General features: G+C 39.6%; 21 protein-coding genes and 1 pseudogene. 18 read left to right on the top strand and 4 right to left on the bottom strand.

What is annotated here, in order from left to right:
* Positions 1-79: 79 nt before the first annotated feature.
* The 6 genes from PSR9079_RS09225 to PSR9079_RS09200 all read left to right on the top strand — a co-directional run bounded on the left by PSR9079_RS09225 (position 80) and on the right by PSR9079_RS09200 (position 5,331).
* Positions 80-541, top strand: a complete 462-nt coding sequence (locus PSR9079_RS09225) for a GNAT family N-acetyltransferase (RefSeq protein WP_145235007.1) — start codon at positions 80-82, stop codon at positions 539-541.
* 329 nt (positions 542-870) lie between these two features.
* Positions 871-1,422, top strand: coding sequence for a cytochrome b (locus PSR9079_RS09220; protein WP_149981249.1), 552 nt, complete (start codon positions 871-873; stop codon positions 1,420-1,422).
* Between the two features lie 223 nt (positions 1,423-1,645).
* Complete coding sequence (locus tag PSR9079_RS09215; protein ID WP_149981248.1) at positions 1,646-2,374, top strand: restriction endonuclease; 729 nt, start codon at positions 1,646-1,648, stop codon at positions 2,372-2,374.
* Positions 2,375-2,476: 102 nt separating this feature from the next.
* Positions 2,477-3,307 carry a hypothetical protein gene (locus PSR9079_RS09210; RefSeq protein WP_149981247.1) on the top strand — a complete coding sequence of 277 codons (831 nt, stop codon included), beginning with the start codon at positions 2,477-2,479 and terminating at the stop codon, positions 3,305-3,307.
* Between the two features lie 123 nt (positions 3,308-3,430).
* Positions 3,431-4,690 carry an SIR2 family protein gene (locus PSR9079_RS09205; protein ID WP_246175523.1) on the top strand — a complete coding sequence of 420 codons (1,260 nt, stop codon included), beginning with the start codon at positions 3,431-3,433 and terminating at the stop codon, positions 4,688-4,690.
* A gap of 245 nt (positions 4,691-4,935) precedes the next feature.
* Complete coding sequence (locus tag PSR9079_RS09200; protein ID WP_149981245.1) at positions 4,936-5,331, top strand: hypothetical protein; 396 nt, start codon at positions 4,936-4,938, stop codon at positions 5,329-5,331.
* Between the two features lie 28 nt (positions 5,332-5,359).
* Here PSR9079_RS09200 and PSR9079_RS24250 read toward each other — a convergent pair.
* Positions 5,360-5,556, bottom strand: a pseudogene (locus PSR9079_RS24250) (IS110 family transposase); the annotation flags it as partial.
* A 278-nt stretch (positions 5,557-5,834) separates the two neighbouring features.
* On the opposite strand from PSR9079_RS24250, the gene PSR9079_RS09190 reads away from it, so the two are divergent.
* A complete protein-coding gene (locus tag PSR9079_RS09190; RefSeq protein ID WP_149981244.1) occupies positions 5,835-6,110 on the top strand; it encodes a hypothetical protein in 276 nt (91 codons plus the stop codon).
* Positions 6,111-6,614: 504 nt separating this feature from the next.
* Here the strand turns inward: PSR9079_RS09190 and PSR9079_RS09185 are convergent.
* Positions 6,615-7,658, bottom strand: coding sequence for an IS110 family RNA-guided transposase (locus PSR9079_RS09185; protein ID WP_149981243.1), 1,044 nt, complete (start codon positions 7,656-7,658; stop codon positions 6,615-6,617).
* A gap of 128 nt (positions 7,659-7,786) precedes the next feature.
* On the opposite strand from PSR9079_RS09185, the gene PSR9079_RS09180 reads away from it, so the two are divergent.
* The 9 genes from PSR9079_RS09180 to PSR9079_RS09140 all read left to right on the top strand — a co-directional run bounded on the left by PSR9079_RS09180 (position 7,787) and on the right by PSR9079_RS09140 (position 13,403).
* On the top strand, positions 7,787-8,248 hold the full coding sequence (locus PSR9079_RS09180; RefSeq protein WP_149981242.1) for a hypothetical protein: 462 nt from the start codon (positions 7,787-7,789) through the stop codon (positions 8,246-8,248).
* Between the two features lie 78 nt (positions 8,249-8,326).
* Entirely contained in the window at positions 8,327-8,710 is a 384-nt protein-coding gene (locus tag PSR9079_RS09175; protein WP_149981241.1) for a hypothetical protein, read from the top strand.
* A gap of 432 nt (positions 8,711-9,142) precedes the next feature.
* Entirely contained in the window at positions 9,143-9,400 is a 258-nt protein-coding gene (locus PSR9079_RS09170; RefSeq protein WP_149981240.1) for a type II toxin-antitoxin system Phd/YefM family antitoxin, read from the top strand.
* Positions 9,388-9,687: a type II toxin-antitoxin system RelE/ParE family toxin gene (locus tag PSR9079_RS09165; RefSeq protein WP_149981239.1), complete on the top strand. Its 300-nt coding sequence runs from the start codon at positions 9,388-9,390 to the stop codon at positions 9,685-9,687. The genes PSR9079_RS09170 and PSR9079_RS09165 overlap by 13 nt, the downstream gene beginning before the upstream one ends.
* A gap of 302 nt (positions 9,688-9,989) precedes the next feature.
* Positions 9,990-10,487 carry a hypothetical protein gene (locus PSR9079_RS09160; RefSeq protein ID WP_149981238.1) on the top strand — a complete coding sequence of 166 codons (498 nt, stop codon included), beginning with the start codon at positions 9,990-9,992 and terminating at the stop codon, positions 10,485-10,487.
* 665 nt (positions 10,488-11,152) lie between these two features.
* Entirely contained in the window at positions 11,153-12,148 is a 996-nt protein-coding gene (locus tag PSR9079_RS09155) for a fatty acid desaturase (protein WP_149981415.1), read from the top strand.
* 83 nt (positions 12,149-12,231) lie between these two features.
* A complete protein-coding gene (locus PSR9079_RS09150; protein ID WP_149981237.1) occupies positions 12,232-12,609 on the top strand; it encodes a VOC family protein in 378 nt (125 codons plus the stop codon).
* A 50-nt stretch (positions 12,610-12,659) separates the two neighbouring features.
* A complete protein-coding gene (locus tag PSR9079_RS09145; RefSeq protein ID WP_145241233.1) occupies positions 12,660-12,908 on the top strand; it encodes a TIGR03643 family protein in 249 nt (82 codons plus the stop codon).
* Positions 12,909-12,995: 87 nt separating this feature from the next.
* Positions 12,996-13,403 carry a GFA family protein gene (locus PSR9079_RS09140; RefSeq protein WP_145241231.1) on the top strand — a complete coding sequence of 136 codons (408 nt, stop codon included), beginning with the start codon at positions 12,996-12,998 and terminating at the stop codon, positions 13,401-13,403.
* A gap of 28 nt (positions 13,404-13,431) precedes the next feature.
* Here the strand turns inward: PSR9079_RS09140 and PSR9079_RS09135 are convergent, their stop codons facing one another.
* Positions 13,432-13,950 carry a carboxymuconolactone decarboxylase family protein gene (locus tag PSR9079_RS09135; protein WP_149981236.1) on the bottom strand — a complete coding sequence of 173 codons (519 nt, stop codon included), beginning with the start codon at positions 13,948-13,950 and terminating at the stop codon, positions 13,432-13,434.
* A 310-nt stretch (positions 13,951-14,260) separates the two neighbouring features.
* On the opposite strand from PSR9079_RS09135, the gene PSR9079_RS09130 reads away from it, so the two are divergent.
* The gene (locus PSR9079_RS09130; protein ID WP_149981235.1) at positions 14,261-15,154 is read left to right on the top strand and encodes an AraC family transcriptional regulator; all 894 of its coding nucleotides are present in this window, start codon (positions 14,261-14,263) and stop codon (positions 15,152-15,154) included.
* 5 nt (positions 15,155-15,159) lie between these two features.
* Here PSR9079_RS09130 and PSR9079_RS09125 read toward each other — a convergent pair whose 3' ends face one another.
* The gene (locus PSR9079_RS09125) at positions 15,160-16,368 is read right to left on the bottom strand and encodes an MFS transporter (protein ID WP_149981414.1); all 1,209 of its coding nucleotides are present in this window, start codon (positions 16,366-16,368) and stop codon (positions 15,160-15,162) included.
* Between the two features lie 157 nt (positions 16,369-16,525).
* On the opposite strand from PSR9079_RS09125, the gene PSR9079_RS09120 reads away from it, so the two are divergent.
* Positions 16,526-18,265 carry a vWA domain-containing protein gene (locus tag PSR9079_RS09120; protein ID WP_149981234.1) on the top strand — a complete coding sequence of 580 codons (1,740 nt, stop codon included), beginning with the start codon at positions 16,526-16,528 and terminating at the stop codon, positions 18,263-18,265.

The raw sequence follows: 18,265 nt of genomic DNA, 5'->3' as shown, positions 1-18,265 counted from the left end.
CGGTTGATAACTATAATATTGCTAGTTTACTCCCACTATAATCTAAGCGATTAAATATCGAATACAGAGGCGTTAAAAGATGATTGCGAAGTTAGATAATGCAAATGAGGCAGTCGCAAAGCAAATTTACACCACCTTTCAACGCTCTTATAAAATAGAAGCTGAATTAATAGGTACGCAGAATTTTCCGCCTTTATCGCGCACTGTTAATGATATACACAATTCGCAAACGCTTTTTTATGGATTTTATGACGATACTCAGCTTGCAGGGGTTATTGAACTGGTAATTATCAATGAGCGATTAGAAATTAATAGCTTAACGGTTGACCCAAAGCATTTTAGAAAAGGCATCGCCGATAAGTTAATCCGCTATGCGTTAACTAACTTTATTGAAACAGCATCAACAGCGATAGTTGAAACCGCAGTAGTTAACGAGCCCGCTATTAAGTTATATAAAAAGCATGACTTTGTTGAGTTTAAAAGATGGACGCCCGATCACGGTATTGAAAAGCTGGCCATGATTCGAACTGGCATTGTTTGATTCAAAAGCCACAGTGTAAAAAACGTTGTAAATTCAATTTCTTTTCAATTATTAGTTTAACTAGCAAATACTTATCGAAAGGTAACCAACGGTTGTTATTTTGTTATGCCAATCACTTAAGTTTATTTTAAGTTTTACTGTTTACGCTTAACCAACCATATTTAAACATGATTTTTGAAATACAAATTTTATGTTTTAGATCACTAAATACTTAGTAACGATAGGTTACTGTATGTGGAGTATTTAATACGTACAAGGGTAGAGGTTACCTCTTCAAGCTCTCAAAACATAAGAGCTAGGTTGAGACGTTTCATTTTTCGAGGGGCACTATGAATTTAAAAAATACAACAACTAATTACAATACACTCTCCATTGCTTTGCATTGGCTGATGTTCATATTGATTGTCGCTGTTTACGCAAGCATTGAACTGCGCGAATTATTCGACAAAGGGACTACAACCCGAGATGCCTTTAAAATGTGGCATTTTATGCTTGGTTTATCGGTTTTAGCTTTAGTAAGCGTTAGGCTAATTGCTCGCGTTGTGGGTGGCTCAGCTCCTGATATAAAACCAGAACCAGCTAAATGGCAAAATAACCTGGCCAAACTAGTGCATGTTATTTTGTATGGGTTCATGTTTGCTATGCCTATTGCGGGATGGTTAATTTTGAGCACGGCAGGCAAACCAATTCCGTTTTTTGGTCTAGAGCTACCGCCATTGGCCAGTAAAGATTTAGACTTGGCTAAAACCATCAAAGAGCTGCATGAAACTGCTGGGGAAGTTGGCTATTACTTGATTGGATTACATGCCGCCGCCGCCTTATTCCACCATTATGTTTTATCTGATAATACGGTTGCACGAATGCGTTTGCCGAAAAAGTAACAGCTAATTAAGTGGTTAACCTGTTGTTTGCGCACATATTCAAGGATATGAGCGACGCGCGTATATTGTTCCATTTAGAACTACTTAAAGATAATAGAAAACTTAGTGATAGTAATATCTTAGCTAATTTGTTAAAACTGTGTAAAGTATACATATGAGTGTGGTCGGAGCAGAAAGATCCGCCCTTCGCGCACTATAAAATTGTTAATTTTCAAAGGTGACCATGACTGACTGGAAGAAGTATGAGCGTTTCATAGCCGAACTTTGCTCTGAGGACTATCAATCTCAAGATGTCACGGTCATCCCAAATGCCAAAATCAAAGGTTGTTTAAGTCAAACGATTAGGCAGGTAGATGTCCTAATAGACTCTCGCTTTGGTGACGATAGAAATCGCAGGATTATTGTAGATGCCAAGAAATATAGCCGTCCCCTAAATGTTAAAGACGTTGAAAGTTTCCATGGAATGATGATGGACTGCTCCTCAAAAGCTGGCATTTTAGTTTGTCCAAACGGCTATAGTGAGGCGGCAAAAAGAAGAGCACAAGATTATATTAATTTGAAAATTGTTGCTCTCTCTGAATTAGAAAATGTCGATCTCTCGCTGTGGGATGACTGTATAAGTGATAGTTGTAATGAAAGAAAAGAGCGAGGTCTAGTACTTTGGGATTCGCCTATGGGTATAGGAGCACCATCTACTCCAGTATCAATTACTACTATTGGTAAATGCGATATCTGTGGGGATTTTCATATTTGGTGTTGGGACTGTGGTGGTAAATTTTGTTTGGGCGATGAAAGTGAGTTGAAGTGCAACTGCAACCACCCTTGGTTTTGGCTTACCGCCATCGAAGAAGATGAAAGTAGTGAAGGTGGCAACGAAGTATTGAAGTCTGTATACCTGCTTTTGGTTACTTTAACAGATGCATTAATCGCGGATAGAAAGCCGCTAAACTGAAATTAACAAGCGCATTTTGTTCGCCCCTGCGGGGCTGGACCTTCGTTCCGCTGCGCTTCACTACGGCCCCAAATGCGGGCGTTAAATGCCAAAGGAGATTATGTGCAGTATTTGAAAAAAGTAGCGGGTATGGCTTGGAGAATATTCCCGCATTTTATATTGGTTGTTTCCGGTGTATTCCTTTGGTGGTATTTAAATGAGACCGCGAACAGCTCTACCAATCTATTTGGTTCTTTGGCTAGCGGTATTATCAGTGGTCTAATTACAGCATTATTACTTTTCGTTTTCGCCATTTTATGGCGAAAAAACATTGAGCCTTGGTTTGAAAATCTTCTATATCAAGATGTATGCATTGAGGGAGAGTGGTCTGGAATACTGATACCCTACCTTGGTCTAGAAGATCTTGATAGAGCTGCAAAAAAGGCTGCTTGGCGAAGGTTTCAAGAGCGCCTTAGAAAAGAAAGAAAGGCCGAAAGAGGTGAGCCTGTTCCTGCTTCATCAGTTACTGAGCGGGGCGAGCAGAGAGAAGTAAGTGCTGAACTTATTCTTCATGACGACTCAGAAGAGAAGCAAGAACCCGAAAAAGAGAAACACATTAAAATAGCTATTGGTTCCGTACCAATTATCGTAAGAGTCGAAATTTGTAGAATAGGGCACAAAATAAATGGGCGCATCATTGAGATCGGTGGTGCCAGCAAAGTTCACACCTACACCATCTCAGGGACTTTTAAAAATTTAATACTTTCTGGTTGTTATGAAACGTGTAGCAGAGATCATATAGATCGTGGGGCATTATCGCTCATGTTAAAAAACAATGGCAAGGTTTTTGATGGCTTCTTTTCTTCATATAGTGACAGTGAGCATAAAATAACTCCGATGCAGTGTATTCTAAAAAAGAAAAACCAGTTGAGTGACGAGTCTAATGGCATTTAACAATCGCAGGCACAGCGACGGCTTTTCCGTTACGGCTTCGCCTACACTACAAATCCGCGCGTGCTGCGGGGTTGACAGGAGTGTGAAATATTTGAAATTGCCTATGCTGCTGCGACAAATAGGTTGTGTTTCTTTACAGGCACGGGATTTTCTAAAGCCGTAACCGAAAATGGTGCGCCGAGCTGGCAAGGATTACTTGAAGACCTTTGCGACCTTTTACCCGAAGCTGATGAATTAAAAGAATCGCTATTTCCAGATGACAAACCAAGCCCGCTCAGTTTAGAAGAAATAGCACAGGTTATTTCGATAAAGCTCACAGCTGTCGATAAAAGCATACATGAAGAAACTGCAAAATTAATTGAGAATATCGAGTTGGTTGGTAAAAATCGCCAAGTAGCAAAATTTTTTTCTGAAAGGCAGTTTCGTGTTGTAACAACTAACTATGATAAATTGGCAGAAGAGCTGACAGGGGAAAGTGAATGCCAGTCTCTAGCACCAGGATTACCAATCCCTAGATCGTCGGCAAACGTAAAAGTTTATCATGTACATGGATCAATCGATTCACCTGATAATATGGTAATTACCTCTGAGGACTACTTTAGATTTATAAATGGTGACTCTTACTTTTCTAGGAAATTAAGTACGGTTTTACATGAGAATACTGTAGTTATTTTGGGTTATTCGCTGGGAGATACAAATCTTAAGGCAATAATCAGTGACTATAAAGGGTTTTCTAAGACACACGTAATTGGTTCGAATATATTTTTAGTGTCTAGATCTCGTGTTGATCAGCATGTTAAGGATTATTACTCGCACTGCTACGGAATTAGAGTGTTAGATAACATCGATATTCCTGATTTATTTGAAGATTTAAATAAAAAAACTCCAAAAGTTGAGAGTATTGCCACAAGATCAATAGATAGTATTAGAAACGTTGTACATAAAAAATATCACTTTAAAGAAGCTTATCTAAAACTCGAAGACTCCTTCTATCGAATAATTTCAGCGTTATCAGCCGAAGGTTTGAGTTTAGAAAATAAGCGTGTAGTAGAAGTGATAGGTGAAGTTATAGATGCCAAAAGAAAGTTAACGACTGAAAGTAATGCATGGGAGCAATATGAACATTTGGCGAGATGGCTAATTTATCTTGGCACAATATTAGAAATTAAAGGCACTTCTATTGAGGGAGCTTATTTGAAAGCGGTATTGCGCTCAATGAACACTATGAGTAATAGATTGATTATTGGGTATTCTTGGCATGCTTATAAAGCATGGAAGCATAGATGGCCTTCAGTCATGTCTTCAAATCGCGCGCTTATCAAAAAACATGTTGAAAAAAATACATCAGATGGAGATGCTTTGTCTGTGGTTAATTCCATATAGTCATAACAAGGCGCTGCTATCGGGCAATTTTTACGCTGTGCTCCAAAATTGCCGCAGAGCGCGGCGTTTTGAGGTTGTAGAATTACTCTTTTTTTAATAAAAACAGCTTGTTTTATGGGTTCCAAAATACATTACCTAATGCTTTAAACACGCTTAGAGTTAATTACAGGAGCTCGTTTTTTAATTGAATTTGGCTGTTGGAGTTATTCTACAGCCTCCTTATAAGCCCCAATAGAATTGAGTTTATGTCTCTTTTAGTATGTAAAAAATGTTATTCGACGATTGTTGCAAAGGATAAAACTCCAAATGCTAGGGAGCGGAACTATATTTGTCCAGTTTGTGGAACTTCAATAAATATATTTAATATCAAAAACTATTTAATCGCTTTTGCTGTGTTATTTCTTTTGTGGGCAATTTCGTTTTTTTCTCACCATATTAGTGAGGGGAATTTAAAATGGGATTCGGCAAATCAATCATCATTATTATTAGCTGTTATTATGGTAACCTCTATTGCGTTCGCAATTTATCGGCACTTAAAGGTAAATGACAAGTCAAAAAAATGGGTGGTATTAGGCTGTATTTCTTTAGTTTTGCTGCTCAATGAAATCCATATTGCAGCATCAAGAGTTTGGGGCTTGTAACAACACGCTCTGAGGTGGACAGCAAGCACTAAAGCTCTCTTTCCACCGCAAATTTTAACAGCCTTGCTCCCTTACTTTTCAATGCTGTTAGGTAAGTTGACTTATCTTTGGGCGTATGAGTCTTACAGCACCTAAAGAGTGTTCGTATCCATTTAAATGCCAGTGATCTGATGATGGTTGTTCTTACTTTATAAGCATGGGGATTCCTGTGGCTTCTTGCTGCCGTCTATCGCGGTTTAGTAACGATGCTTTACCAAAATAAATAACACAAGATAATCCTCCATTGTGTTCGGTGACAGGGGATGACATCTGTTCAAATAAGCCACTTAAACACCTGTCATACCTTCCAAAACGCCAATTAAAGCAACCGCAAATCCTCTTTTTATATTTTACGTAAAATCGAAGTAACCGATTGAATCAAAATAGGAACTCAGCTATGGTTAAACCATTAATAAAAATAAATTAAAAACGAGTTATTCTACAGGCTCGTTAGGTGTTTTCATATGAAACAAACATTTGATGAAATCAAAGAAAAGTTAAAGCAGTTCGTAGAGAGTGGCGAAGACAGCTATTTTAGCTCATCTATAAATAGCCTTTATTCTCAGTTGGTAAATCACTTTCCAGAGATTCCTGACGTACGCTATCCGTTTGATGAGCTGCAATCGTACTCTCATCAACTAGAAGTGGCAGAGCACGATGAAATACAGAAATACTATCTGCTTTGCCTGCAACGTTTGGCAGTACTAGAAAGTAAAGCTGAGCAAGCTGGAGCTGTATAAATGGAATCGAGTGCCCTCCCTAACACATATGAGCCTTAACTCTGTCAATAGGCACTAGTATTTTGTTTGACCGTTTTTATATAGTGACGGTCAATTCTAAATCAATAAACAAATTCGTTTACTTCGTCTGTCGATGTGGCTGTTAAGCAAGTAGCTTACGGCAAACACATATAGAGGCTCTCTTATTGCGATCTCATCGCAGCCAGGTTTTTCCCATATCCTTTTGGGGTAGCTGGGGCACTAGACATTCATCGGTTAACCTCATCATGGCACTATTCAAGGCGGCTGTTTTCATCATTGTGATCCAGTTAGTTTCAGGCTCAAGTCAGGTGTAAGCGACTTTGTTTATTGTATTAATGCACGCGTACTGAGCGTCTAATCAAGGCAAGTGGCTTTGGTCTGTAGGCATATAATCAGGTTAAACCTTGTTGGTTATTAACTCACCCAATTGATTGATGCTCAGCCTTATATCCAGTTAGATGTCCAGCTCACTCAGTACCGTGACTAACTCTTTAAGAATTTCGCTTCATCGAATACCGTCTCTTTTTTAAGCATATAATAAACACAGCGACCAAGCTTATGTGCAAGTGCTGACAGTGCTTTGGCTTTGCTCATTCGCTTTTGTAGTTTTTCAAGGTATTTGTTGGCGTTGTGATTGTGACGCAGCAGCAATACAGCGGCTTCGGAGAACGCCCATTTCAGATGTGCATTGCCAATTTTGTTACCTTGGGTGCCATAGGTTTTACCAGCAGACTCCGCTTTGCATTTGACTAACCGACTGTATGAAGCGAACTTTTGTACGCTTGAAAAACGATTGATGTCACCAATTTCGTAAATGATGGTAAGTGCTAAAATGCGGCCTATGCCATTAATTGTTTGCAAAATATTAAGGTGGACAGGGTTATGCTGCTTGGCCATTTGTTCAATATAATGCTCTAAAGGCTTAAGCTCCTTATGATAGCAATCGAGTATAGCCATGTTTAAATTAATAGAGCGTTGTACAACGGGATCAGGAAAGTAATAGCGCATCTTTTCTCTGTCGCAGACGTTCTTTAAATTGACATTATGGGCAGGTAAATTGTACTGGCTGGCAGTATTGGCGACATGGGCTTTTAAATCAGCGCCGTGACGAACAATTTTGGTTCTGCGACGTAATAAGTCACGCGTAGCACGCATATCTTTGTCATACACATAAGCAAGTGGGAAGTTACCGCCACGGATGAGTTTGGCAATCTTATGTGAATCTATTTTATCGTTTTTAGCTTTACCGCCATGAATCGCTTTCATATACAAAGCATGACCAAGAATAAAGTCGATAGTGTGTTCTTTGCAAAAATCAGCGACCCAATACCAACAGTGCATGCACTCTACGCCAACTACAATGTCACCGATATACGGCTTAAGTAGTTTTAGTAGCGCTTCAGGATCATCTTTAATTTTCTTGTGAACAAGGATAAGTCCTGTATTATCAATGATACAGACGTAAAGTAATCGCGCGTGTAAATCGATTCCACAATAATATGGATGCATGTTATTGTAAAAGTTCATTGAGCTTTCTCCTATAAGGTTAGTTGCCTTTTCAGCGTAGCGAATAATCGCGATGCTGGGGAGGAGGCTCAATGAGTATCAAGGCGCTGCCGCCGACAAGCGGCAGAGCGCGGCGTTAAGTTTAAAACATGACTATGCAAGAAGATTACGAAGGGTATGCTAAAGAATCTAGTAAGCTTCTCCCAAAGCTAGAAGGAGCCACCTTGCATACCGTCTTGATCAATGTGGTAGATCCAGAATTTAACGTAGTTTACCTCGGCACTTCGAATGGAGTGTTTGCTTTGCAGGGGGAAGTTGGCGGCGAATATCTTGGTGTTCATGAATGCCTTGATTTGCCTGAAATTACAAATCAAGACGGCTACATTATCTGCAAGCATCAACCCTTTGAGCGATTTATCGGCAAAACCATCGCACAAGCTAGGCAAATAGGCGACGTCTGGAACGGCCACGGATATGAGCTGGCATTCTCCGGCGAAGAAAATCATACGATGATTGTTCAGTCCATTTATTGTGGTGTAGAGCCGAAAGAACTCAGTGACTGCCTTCGACTCGGAGTTGGCGTTTATGAAAATCAATGGGCAAAAACTTAACAAACGCATGTTGTCGGACCGGTTTTCCGCTGCTCTCCAAACCAGTCGCAAATTCGGCGTTAAATTTCAGGAGAAACAATGAAGCTCATTCTAGCAACAATCCTCTCGCTAGTATTTTCTGCTAGCACTTTAGCAAGTGAGGCAGTTGAACTTCGCCATAAAGGTGTGGAGGCAGCATCGAAAGGTGATTTTGCATCAGCTCAAAAATACCTAGATCAGAGTGCAAAACTAGGATTTTACACAGCACAAGTTGAGTATGCATATTTGCTAGAGTCTAGCCCTGGCTCAGTACAAAATAGTGTTGAGTCTTATGCTTGGTACAAAGTGGTTATTGCGCGAGCAGGTGCTGACACAAAGTTTGCAAAAGAGGGTTTGGCTCGGCTAACCAAAGTAATGTCTGAGGCAGAGTTAAACCAAGCAAAAGAAACTACCACAAAATATATTGAACAATATGCCAAGTAAAAATTTAACACATATGAGCCTGAACTCATTTCATAGGCACTTGTGTTCTATTTGACAGTTTTCATTTAGTGACGGTCAAATTCTAAATCAATAAACAAATTCGTTTACTTCATCTGTCGATGTGGCTGTTAAGCAAGTAGCTTACGGCAAACACATATAGAGGCGCTTTTATCGCAGCCAGGTTTTTCCCATATCCTTTTGGGGTCGCTGGGGCACTACGACCAAATGGATTTAGAAGGTAGAGCAAAGCAGTATGCCAGAGCCGAGACATTCATCGGTTAACTTCATCATGGCACTACTCAAGAGGGCTGGTTTCATCAATCGAATATGTCAGTCTAGTTTAGTCTAATTTTAATCTACATGCTCGTTAGCTGTGTTTCCTAAATTGCTTACTCAGTGCTACTATAGTGATACATTTTTATGGAGGTTATTATGAGAGTAGAGTTAGTAACAACATTGAAACGCCAAGCGACGAAAATATTATCTGAGCTGCATTTAACTAAAGAGCCCGTATTAATCACCGAACATGGGCAACCGTCAGCGTATCTTGTTGATGTTGATGACTTCGAATTCATGCAAAAACGTATGCAAATCCTTGAGGCGTTAGCTAAAGGCGAGCAGGCAATAAGTAGAGGAGAAACTACGTCTAATATTGAAGCTAAAGAGAAAATGAATAAATGGCTGAAATAATCTGGACAAATCCTGCTCTGGAAGATCTAAACGATATCGCTGAATATATTGCATTTAGTAACTTGCTGTCAGCTAAAAAGTTGGTGGCGAAAATCTTTGCTAAAGTTGAACGCCTTGAAGAGTTCCCTGAATCAGGGAAAACACCGATTGAACTCTCAAATCTGAATTACCGTGAAGTGATAGTTAATCCTTGTCGTATATTTTACAAAATAGACAATGATAAGGTTTTTATTTTACACATAATGAGACAAGAGCGTGATTTACGTAAGTTCTTGTTGCAAATGTAGCTTACACTAATCGGGTAGCCTGAGCTCTTTCAACATCACCCATATGCGCTTTTTATTACAGTAAGTGCAGTGGGCGGTTCACCTCCTGTAATCACGATGTACTGATAAGGCTAGGCACTTACCACCTAAAATAAGCCACTCAAACACCTGCAAAAATGCCAATTAAAACAACACCAAGCCCTCTTTTTATATTTTACGTGAAAGCCAGTTGTCGATTGAATCAAAATAGCAACTGGGCTATGGTTGAACCATCAATAAAAATAAATTAAAAACGAGTAATTCTACAGCCTCGTTAGGTGTTTATGAGATTAGTAGCATTTTTCTATCTTTTAGTGTTTATATCAATTCCAAAGTCTTTCGGAATGGAGCAGTATTCACATGAAGAAGCAAAAACTAAAATAGCGCCTCTTCTAGCTAAACTTAAAGCTGGTGTAACAAATAAAAATGTCTCAATTTTAGAGGAGATTATTTTATTTCCACTAAATATTAGCTCAAGTGAAACATATGTTTCTGATGATGGTTATTTAAAAATAAAAACTCGAAAAATCGAAAATATAAAAGAGCTAGAAGAGCAATTTGATAGTATTTTTGTTCCAACTTTGGTTAACCTTATTGGCTGTGTCACTCCTGAAAATATGATTTATAATCCCTATAAAGGTTTTTCTGCTGCGTATGGAGCAATTTGGTTTTTTGACATCATTGAAAATGATTCTGGTATTCGTAGGTTTGCATTATCAAGTTTATCTACAAATGAAACTGCAACTAATAAGTGGCTTGGTCAGGAGTGTAAAAAAACCTAACACATATGAGCTTTAACTCTATCAATAGGTACTAGTGTTTTATTTGACCGTTTTTATTCAGTGGCGGTCAATTCATAATCAACTCTAATTCAATAAGCAAATCCGTTTACTTCGTCTGTCGATGTGGCTGTTAAGCAAGTGGCTTACAGCAAACACATAGGGGATCGCTGCGCAATAATCCTTACGTTATTAGCATAGCATTTGCTTATAGCCCTCTAAAGCGCAGCGCCTCTTTGTGAATAATTCACTTAATTTTTTGCACAAAGAGAAGGGAATGAGAAGTAAATGAGGATGAACTTGAAGGCTAAAATTGGTGTGTGAAAACCGCTAGGGCTAGGTCTTGTCTAATCCCTTTGTTTCCAGTAACGATTTTTACAAGTTAAAAGACCACTTTTTAATTTAAGTCGATTTAGCTACGGCTAACTTAACCAATTGTAGTTATATTAAAAAAACATGCTTGACTTAAATTAACTGCAGTTTATTTTTTCGTTGCTCGTTGCTCGTTGCTCGTTGCTCGTTGCTCGTTGCTCGTTGCTCGTTGCTCGTTGCTCGTTGCTCGTTGCTCGTTGCTCGTTGCTCGTTGCTCGTTGCTCGTTGCTCTCGCTCTAGCAGCTTTTTATTTATTCGGGTATCATTTGCGCAACTTTGATTATCAGTTGCTATTTATGACCACGTTAAGTGCTAAGGAAAATATTCAAGCCATTGTTAAGGCGATTAAAGCTGAAGAAGCTAAGCTTCGTCAAAAGCACCCGTTATTAGCCCATCAAAATACTATCGGGATGGCTATTTTATTATTATCACTCAGTGCGTTAATTGGGGTTGGTGCGCTTTATTACTTTGCTATTATCCCTGCGTGGCTATGTATTATTTTAGCAGCCATTGCAGCGTCAATTTCCCACGAGCTTGAACACGACCTGATCCATAAACAGTACTTTAGTAACCAGCCTTTTCTACATAACTTTATGATGCTAACAGTGTGGCTAATGCGCCCAAATACTATTAGCCCATGGTATCGCCGTAAAATGCATTTACATCATCATAAAGTGTCGGGTACTGAGCAAGACTTAGAAGAGCGCTTAGTGGGTAATGGCATTAAAAAGCCATTGTTACGGGCGTTGGTAATTGTTGATGGCTTACTCGGCTTGTTAATTAACGCTAAACGTTTTAGTAAAGAAATCAAAGGGTTTAGCTTTTTTAAGGTATTTAACGCAGGGTTTCCGGTTACCACAGCGTACTTTGCTATTTTATACAGCGTAATTGTGTTCCATTTAGTTGATTTATTTACCCCACTTGCGGCTAATTCGCCGGCGTTGTTGCTGGACATTATGGCGGTGTTTGAGTTTTTAATGGTGGTGTTGATTGTGCCTAATATTGTGCGTTCAAGTTCATTAAATTTTGTGACTTCATCAATGCATTACTATGGCGGCGTGAATAACATGCTGGAGCAAACGCATGTTTTAACGAGTCGCTTGTTCGCACCGTTTAACTTGTTTTGTTTTAACTTTGGCCATACCCATACGATTCACCATTTTGTGCCGAATCAACCGTTTTATTTACGCCAAATGATCAGCAAGAAAGTACTTGAGGTAATGAAAAAACACGGTGTTCGCTTTAACGATTTTGCTAGCATCAAACAAGCAAATCGCTATCAAGCATCTTAATATCAAGATACCAATTACTAATTGACCTCAAGTTAAGTTAAGGTTTTAAAGTCGTTATCTGACTCAATATTTAGGTAACGACTATGAACCTTAATCAAATCACTTTACCCGTCTGTGACATCGAAAAAGCAAATCAATTTTACCTGGCCATGGGCTTTACACAAATTGTAAAAACGGATCATTACTCACGCTTTGAGTGCCCTAATAAAGCTACATTTTCTTTATTATTAACTGATGATGTGTTTAGTAATGGTGCGGTTATATATTTTGAAAACGCAGAACTAGAAAAGTGGGTCGCCTCCTTAAAAGCTAAGGGCTTTGAGTTTGAATCAGTGATCACTGAGCAGCGTTATTTATGGCGAGAAGCTGTGTTAAAAGACCCATCAAGCAATAAAATTAAACTTTATTGGGCGGGGGGGAATCGGCTGAATCCACCATGGCGAGTTGAAATTACAGATTGATCGTATTCTTGCTATGTCGGGTATAAAGATATTTTGTAGAAGAGTCAGTTATGTTTGATAGTAGCCAAGTGTCTAGAATTATCGAGATGGCGTGGGAAGATCGCACGCCATTTGAAGCCATTGAAAACCTTTATGGTTTAAATCATTCCCAGTTAGTTAGTTTTATGCGCGACAATATCTCATCGGGTTCGTTTAAAGTCTGGCGCAAGCGCCATGCTGGCCGTACAACAAAACATTTAAAATTACGCAATCCCGCTATTATGCGCAGCCACTGTAAAACCCAGTATAAAAACCGTTAATGACCTAAACGTTTGTTGAAAATACAAGGGAAGTTGGCGTAAAGTGATACCACTTTAGTTAGTTAAAATTCTATGTAGGGATCTTAAATGCAAATTACCGGACGTTGTCATTGTGGGGAAGTTACTTACCATGCTGAAGTTGATGAAAATAAAGTAATAAATTGTCATTGTACTGATTGCCAAATTATCGCAAGTTCCCCATTTCGAACTGTGGTTATATCACATCCTAACGCGGTTACGTTTACTGCAGCTGTGCCGAAAGAATATATAAAAACAGCCGAAAGTGGTAATAAGCGTGCACAGGGATTTTGTGGCAATTGCGGCACCTCTTTGTATGCAACGTCAGTCGGTGATGGCGATAAAATTTATGGCCTACGTATTGGGGCTATTGAGCAGCGTGAGCAACTTATTCCTAAAGCACAAATTTGGTGTCGTTCAAGCCCATCTTGGTTAAAAGAGCTAAACACTATAACTGGCTTTGATACTGTGCCTTAAGCGTCTAATTTCGTAATGTATATTACTACTATGCGCGCTCTAACAATTTTTCAAAAGATAAATTAGCGCGCATTGCTACGTTTATATCTGCTTTAATAGCCAGTGAATTGATCACGGTATTTATGTGTGCTGCTTCAAATTGCGAATCAAGACATGTAACTAAATGGGCTTGAAGCAGAGCTTGAAAATTATCGTCCACCGCCAATGCCCCCAGCTTTATTGCCAAGTAACAGTGATGAGAAAGCCTGCTTTGGGCGCTGTTTATTTTAGTCGTGGATAGGTGTTCAATTTCTTGCTCAACCAATGCTGTACGATTTGGCTGTCTTTGCAAACATATTTGTTTTAGCACGTTTAGGCTATTTAACGCCCGAGGGGCACCAATGTAGGTAACCATATAAGAAAATGCACTATTAAGCTCATCAATGGTATGTCCTTTATCTAAGGCTTCGTTCAACAAGTTTTTTAGACGATATAACTCCCCCATTGCTGCAAGTGCGGCAATAGCTGCAACAAACGGGTATTTTGTGTGGTTATTTACTTTAAGCATAATGTCTCTTTAAAAATTAAATTGTTAAAAAGCAAAAATATCGCAGTAGGTAAGCTTTACCTTAGGCTGCTTAATTTGCTGTTTAAAATAGTGCGTAGAGAAGTGAATTATTTGGGTTTTTATAGTGATAACCTGTCAGCGCATTGATATGCCTGAGCGAATATTTATTATTACTGATAATGGCTAAATGTGTTTGTTAAAACCAATGTGTTTTTTGCCTAAAACAACAGATCGTGATTGTTTTTAATATTTATGAGTGTGCTTAGTGCTAAGCTTTGATTAAAGTATGATGAGATCAAATTAAAACGCGATGACTAGTAAACAGACCTTAACCGAATCCGTGTTAGCAATTGCTACACACGATGGTATTTTTAACACTCAGATAGATGCGCTTAAATTAGTACGTCGCAGCAATGTGTCTGAGCCTATGCCATGTGTTTATGGGCTTGGTTTAGGCATAACTGTGCAAGGTGGCAAGCGTGTTACCTTGGGCGAAGATATTTATGATTATGCAGAAGGACAAACATTAGTTGCCTCTGTTGATGTGCCAGTTGTAAGCCATATTACTTCAGCGTCTATACAACGCCCTTTTTTAGGGTTGCACTTATGTATCGACAGTAAAGTTTTAGGTCAAGCAGTTGCTAATATGGATTTTTCATCTCAAGATCATGTAGCTCGTCAATGTGCTATGTCGGTAGTCGATGCTGATGAGGGTCTTTTAGATGCTATAAATAGGCTGATTAAATTATTAAACGAGCCTAAGCTGCTTTTGCAACTCGCTCCTTTAATCCAAGAGGAGATTGTTTTTCGGTTATTACAAAGCCCACATAGTTATCAATTAAGGCAAATAGTAACCGCAGGATCCGCTAGTCAAAAAATAGCTAAAATTTTATATTGGTTAAAACAAAATTATAAAGATGATTTTTCGATAGTTGACTTAGCTGTTGAGGCGCATATGAGTGAATCAACGTTTCGCCAGCACTTTCGAGAAGTGACTAAACTCAGCCCTTTGCAATATATCAAGAATTTACGTTTACAAGAGGCGAGGCAATTAATGCTGAATCAGCGCCTTGATGCGAATACGGCTGCTTTGCAAGTGGGCTATGAAAGCGCCTCACAATTTAGCCGAGAGTACACCCGATTTTTTGGTCGTCCTCCTCTTAAAGATATAAATGCATTGCGTTTAAGCAATGCATTTATTTAAGTGCTTTAGTTGTCATTTCTCATGGTGATATTACGTCCACCTAAATAACCAAATACGGCGCACAATGCACTCGCAAAAGCACATAACCATAAGGTGGTTGTCCAATTGCCAAAGTAGCTATGTAATGAGCCTGCGATAATCGGCCCAGAGGCGGCAAGTAAATAGCCCAAGCACTGTGCCATGCCTGAAAGTGATGTAGCCTGACGGGTGTCATGAGTACGTAAGCTAATAAACGATAAACCTAAAATAAAGCAGGCGCCTGAGCAAAATCCTAAGGTGACTGCCCACAAAGAGGCAAACTCAGGTAAATAGAGCAGCCCAAGTGAGCATGTTGCGGCTATTAGTGCTAACAAGCTGGTTAAAATACGTTGATCTTTAAGCTTTGCCAGCAGTGGTATTAAGATAATGCCAGGCACTGCAGACGCTACTTGAAAGGCACCTTGTAGCGCACCCGCATGCTGAGCTGTATGGCCACCTTCAAGCAAAATGCTCGGCAACCAACTAATCATAATATAGGTAAAAAATGAATTTAATCCCAGCAGTAAGGTAATCTGCCACGCAAGCGCCTCGTGCCATACTTTGTTGGTGTTGACACTCGCCAGTAGATCTTTTGTTGGCTTAGTATGAAGTTTTAACTGTGGTAGCCAAATAACAATACTCACTAGGGTAAGTAAGCCATAACAAGCAAGGGCTAATTGCCAGCCGATACTTTTATATTCAGCCAGCGGAATAATAAGCGCGGCATAACTACCACCAAAAATTCCCATCGCTAGTACGTAAGTAGAGGTCATCACTGCCACTTTATGCGGGAAGTCGCGTTTAATTAAGCTCGGTAACAGTACGTTACCAATTGCGATACCGATGCCAATGACTGCTGTACCTAAGTAAAGCATTGGCATAGAGTCAATTAGCCGCGAAGCCAAGCCCAAACCAATCAGAATAAGCGCAATAAACAGTGATATTTCTAAGCCTTGTTTTTTAGCAAGACTTGCCGCCATCGGGCTGGCTAAAGCAAAGGCAATTAACGGCAGTGTTGTGAGCATACCGGCTTGCGAAGGGCTTAAGTTAAAGGTCAAAATTATTTGCTCAAGCACAGGAGCAATCCCTGTAACCGGTGCGCGTAAGTTAGCGGCAATAAAGATAATGCCTAAAATTAAAATAGCAGAAGAAAAAGCAGTTCTTTTAATGGCAGTCGAGTTCAAAACTAAAATCATCAATAAGAAAGAGGGAGCGCAATTATAACTCAGCACTCGTAACGTAGATATTAAATGGGACGAATAGATGCTCATTAAAAAATAATTAACCCCACTTTTTAAAGTCATCCGTTAATAGCCTTAGTGAACCTCATTTGATAGACAACAAGGTGATTTTATGAATAACAAAATTAGTAACACCCAATCAATTAATTTGCGTTTAACTGTGCTGAGCCTTGCGGTTATAGTTGGTTTAACTGGCTGTGAGCAAAGTGCGCCACGTGAGATTGATGAACAACAAAGCCAAGCAAACAACGCGGCGCAAAGCAAACAAAACGATGAACAGCAATTAGAGTTACAAGTGCAAAAAAGGCAGAGTAAAAATGCCATAAGTTTTGCAGCAATGCCGCAAGGAATGGTACATGAAAGTGTTGCTATGCATCGCCCAGGATTACAGCTACAGCTAATGCCGCCAGCCCCTATTGATGACATGGCATTTGAGTCAGAGCAAGATCGTGAAAATTATTTAAAATCCCAGCAAAACCCAGTAAAACAAGTTGGTACTGAACCGGTTTCAACCTTTTCAATTGATGTTGATACGGGCAGTTACAGCAACACTCGGCGTATGCTCAATATGGGGAAATTACCACCTAATGACGCAGTACGTGAAGAAGCTTTTATTAATTATTTTGACTACGGTTACAGTGCACCCAATAGCATAGCTACACCTTTTAATGTTCATACCGAGATGGCAACAGCTCCTTGGAATGAGCATCGGCAACTGTTAAAAATTGGCATTAAAGGTTTTGAGATTGAAAAAGCCGATTTAAAAGCGGCGAATTTAGTGTTTTTACTGGATGTATCTGGCTCTATGAATGCACCAAATAAGTTACCCTTATTAAAAACCAGTTTAACCATGTTAACTAAACAATTAGATGAAAATGATTCAGTCGCTATTGTCGTGTATGCCGGTGCTGCAGGCGTGGTATTGCCAGCAACGAAAGGCAATGAGCAACAAACTATCAGCGCCGCGTTAGATAAACTGGCAGCAGGCGGCTCAACTAATGGCGAGCAAGGTATTGAACTGGCTTATCAAATTGCGGCCGAAAATTTTAAAAAAGGAGGTATTAATCGGGTGATTTTAGCCACTGATGGCGACTTTAATGTGGGCACCCAATCAATCGATAAACTCAAAGAGCTGGTGGCATCTAAGCGCAAAACCGGGATTGCCTTAACTACTTTGGGATTTGGCCAAGGTAACTATAATGATGGCTTAATGGAGCAACTCGCTAATATTGGCAACGGCCAACATGCGTATATTGATAACATTAACGAAGCACGAAAAGTGCTGGTTGATGAGCTTAGTAGCACCATGCAAATTATTGCCAAAGATGTCAAAATTCAGGTGGAGTTTAATCCTCAGCAGGTGGCTGAGTATCGGTTAATTGGTTATCAAAACCGTATGCTTGCTGCTGAAGATTTTAAAAACGATAAGGTTGATGCGGCAGAGCTCGGAGCTGGGCACACCGTAACTGCGCTGTATGAAATAACTTTAGCGGATTCTGAGCATAAACAAATAGATGAACTGCGTTATCAGTCTGAAATAAACGAGAAACAGACGGCAAGAAATGAGTTGGCGTTTGTCAAAGTCCGTTATAAAGAGCCAGACGCCGAGCAAAGCAAGTTGCTGACTCAAGCTATTAGCAATGACAAAATTCAGCCTTTATCGCAAGCCAGTTTCGACTTTAAATTTGCCGCCGCAGTGGCTGGTTTTGCGCAGTTATTAAAAGGTGCAAAATATACCGGAGACTGGCAGTATGAAGATTGCGCTAAATTAGCAACCGCTAACAAAGGCATAGACACATTTGGCTATCGTAGTGAGTTTGTGCAATTGGTTAATAATGCCGCGGCATTGTAA

This window comes from Pseudoalteromonas rhizosphaerae (assembly GCF_902498845.1).
In the GTDB taxonomy this organism is placed as follows: domain Bacteria; phylum Pseudomonadota; class Gammaproteobacteria; order Enterobacterales; family Alteromonadaceae; genus Pseudoalteromonas; species Pseudoalteromonas rhizosphaerae.
The sequence above is the reverse complement of the archived record's forward strand: the minus strand, read 5'-3'. Positions and strand labels throughout refer to the sequence as shown.